Below are 2,390 nucleotides of genomic sequence, written 5' to 3'. Positions count from 1 at the left end.
CACCCCAACGGTTTCAATAAGTTGTCGGCGACTTTGTGATAACGGCGGCAGGCGGATGAGCGATATGGCGCGAGCTGCGGGTTATTTCACACCCCTCACCCGCGCAACGTGCAACCCAGAGCCTAGGGTTTTCAATCAATTAACCATGATTGGCGAATGGCACACTGCGTGCCATTATGGGAATGTACACAGCTATTCAAGGAGAGATGGATTGATGACCAAGCTGGCAAAAACGATGACCCTGGGCGCCCTGGCTTTCGGATTGGCGGTCCCGACACTGAGTTTTGCGGCCGATAGCGGCGCAGACCTCTTCAAGCAGAAATGCGCCATATGCCACGGCGAAAACGGCGCCGGCAAGGGGAAAATACCCGCCCTCAGTTCGGCCGATATCCAGAAGCAGTCGGACGCCGACTTCAAGAACGCGATCGAAAAGGGAACAAAGACCGACAAGGGCATGATGATCGCCTTCGGCGGCAAGCTCAGCCATGAACAGATCGAAGGGTTAGTGAAGTTCGTCCGCAGCCTGAAGAAGTAAACCGCAGGGAACAGCGGATTCCTCGCTGCGCTCGGAATGACAAACCAATAGTTTCGCGGATTTGAAACCGGCCGGAATTCCCGGCCGGTTTTTATTGCTTAAAATAATTTGTAAACGTCGCCATCCGGCAAGCGCAAACCTGCCGCGGCGATTTATACTGCTTCCGATTTCGCAGTCGTCCCGACGTGGACGTGTAACCGCCGGGCTTGCCTGGCGATGACAACGTCCTCCTGGTAATCGTGAACTCGTCCGGCGTGTGGCCGGACGTCCGCTGTATGCGCGGAGGGGTAATGCGAGAAGAAGACACTCCCATCCTGGAAGAAGGCGGGCAGCCGCGCGAAGGCGTATCTCGCCGCGACTTCCTCAAGCTCGGCGCCGTTGCCGTTGCCGTACCTGCGGTGATCGGGCCCACGGTACTTACCGTCGAGGGCCAGGACGTGCCGATGTACGGTCCGGGCAAGACGCCGGTCACGCTCACCGTCAACGGCAAGAGCCTCAAAGGCGAGTTCGAACCGCGCGTGACCCTGCTCGACGCGCTGCGCGACAACTTCGAACTGACCGGGGCCAAGCGCGTCTGCGACCGCGGGGCCTGCGGCTCCTGCACCGTGCTCATGGACAACAAGCCGGTGTACGCCTGCTCGGTCCTGGCCATCGACGCACAAGGGCACCAGATCACGACCATCGAGGGTTTCACTGCCGGTCCCGAGCTGCACCCGGTTTCGCGCGCCTTCGTCGCCAACGACGCCCAGCAGTGCGGCTTCTGCACGCCCGGCTTCATCGTCGCCAGCAAGGCGCTGTTCGACCGCCATCCCCACCCGACGCACGAACAGGTGGCCAAAGGGCTGGCCGGAAACTTCTGCCGTTGCGGCACCTACTACGGGATGCGCGGCGCCATGAGCCAACTCGGGGCGCAGCCACCTCATGTGACGAAGGGAGGCGAGTAGCCATGGCGGAATATAAATGGCCCGATGCCGCACAACGGAAAGTCATCGGCACCCGTCACGCGCGCGTGGATGGTCCGGATAAATCCTCCGGCCGCGCCAAGTACACCTACGACGCCACGCCTCCAGGCCTGCTCGCGGGAGCGATTCTGCGCTCGCCGCACGCGCATGCCCGGCTCATCAGCGTTGATACCAGCGCGGCCGAGAAAATGCCCGGAGTGAAGGCGGTCGCCGTCCTGCAAAAGCCGGGCAGCGCCACCATCCGCTGGGCCGGCGACGAAGTGGTCGCCGTGGCCGCCGTGGACGAAGGCACCGCAGCCGATGCTTTGAGCGCGATCAAGGTCCGCTGGGAGCCGCTGCCGCATTTCGTGGACGACTTCTCCGAGCCGCCCACCGACCTTCCCGAGGACACCGGCCCGCTCAGCCTGGAAGATCTCACCGGTATGTTCAGCAACCAGGTGCCGGAAGTGCAAATGGCTGCTGCCATCAACAAGCGCGGCATAGATTTCCCAGTCACGCCGGAACTGCTAAAGCGTGCGCAAGGCGGGGGCGCCGGGAGCACAGTCGTCACGGCCCTGCAAAAAGCGCAGGTGAAACCCGCCTCCACCGGTCCCAAGGTCCCCTATCATCCGACGCAGGCGACCGTCACCGGCACTCCCGACGAGGCCTTCAAATCCGCCGCCGCCGTGAGCGAGGGGATCTACGGCGTGCCGACGATCGCGCACTGCTGCATGGAGTCGCACGGAGCGGTCGCAATGTGGTCCGATCCCGATCACCTCGACGTGCAGATTTCGACGCAGAGCGTGAGCGATATGCCGGGCCAGGTCTCCGACGGCCTCAAGAATTACGAGGTCGCCATCCCGCCGACCAACATCCACATGCACCAGCAACACATGGGCGGCGGCTTCGGCAGC

Annotated in this window: 3 protein-coding genes; all 3 read left to right on the top strand. The window is 62.6% G+C overall.

Going from position 1 to position 2,390, the window contains the following annotated elements:
- The first annotated feature begins 214 nt into the window (after positions 1-214).
- Positions 215-535, top strand: coding sequence for a cytochrome c (locus VF515_12920; protein HEX7408539.1), 321 nt, complete (start codon positions 215-217; stop codon positions 533-535).
- Positions 536-825: 290 nt separating this feature from the next.
- Positions 826-1,479 (top strand): (2Fe-2S)-binding protein, encoded by a 654-nt coding sequence (locus VF515_12915; protein HEX7408538.1) that lies wholly within the window; start codon positions 826-828, stop codon positions 1,477-1,479.
- 2 nt (positions 1,480-1,481) lie between these two features.
- A partial coding sequence (locus tag VF515_12910; protein HEX7408537.1) for a molybdopterin cofactor-binding domain-containing protein occupies positions 1,482-2,390 on the top strand: 909 nt, incomplete at its 3' end.

Source organism: Candidatus Binatia bacterium, from assembly GCA_036382395.1.
GTDB lineage: Bacteria > Desulfobacterota > Binatia > HRBIN30 > HRBIN30 > JAGDMS01.
The sequence above is the reverse complement of the archived record's forward strand: the minus strand, read 5'-3'. Positions and strand labels throughout refer to the sequence as shown.

What these genes read in the sequence shown, in the direction of transcription:
- VF515_12920 (HEX7408539.1), top strand. Translation starts at nt 215, where the DNA reads ATGACCAAGCTGGCAAAAACGATGACCCTGGGCGCCCTGGCTTTCGGA.
- VF515_12915 (HEX7408538.1), top strand. Translation starts at nt 826, where the DNA reads ATGCGAGAAGAAGACACTCCCATCCTGGAAGAAGGCGGGCAGCCGCGC.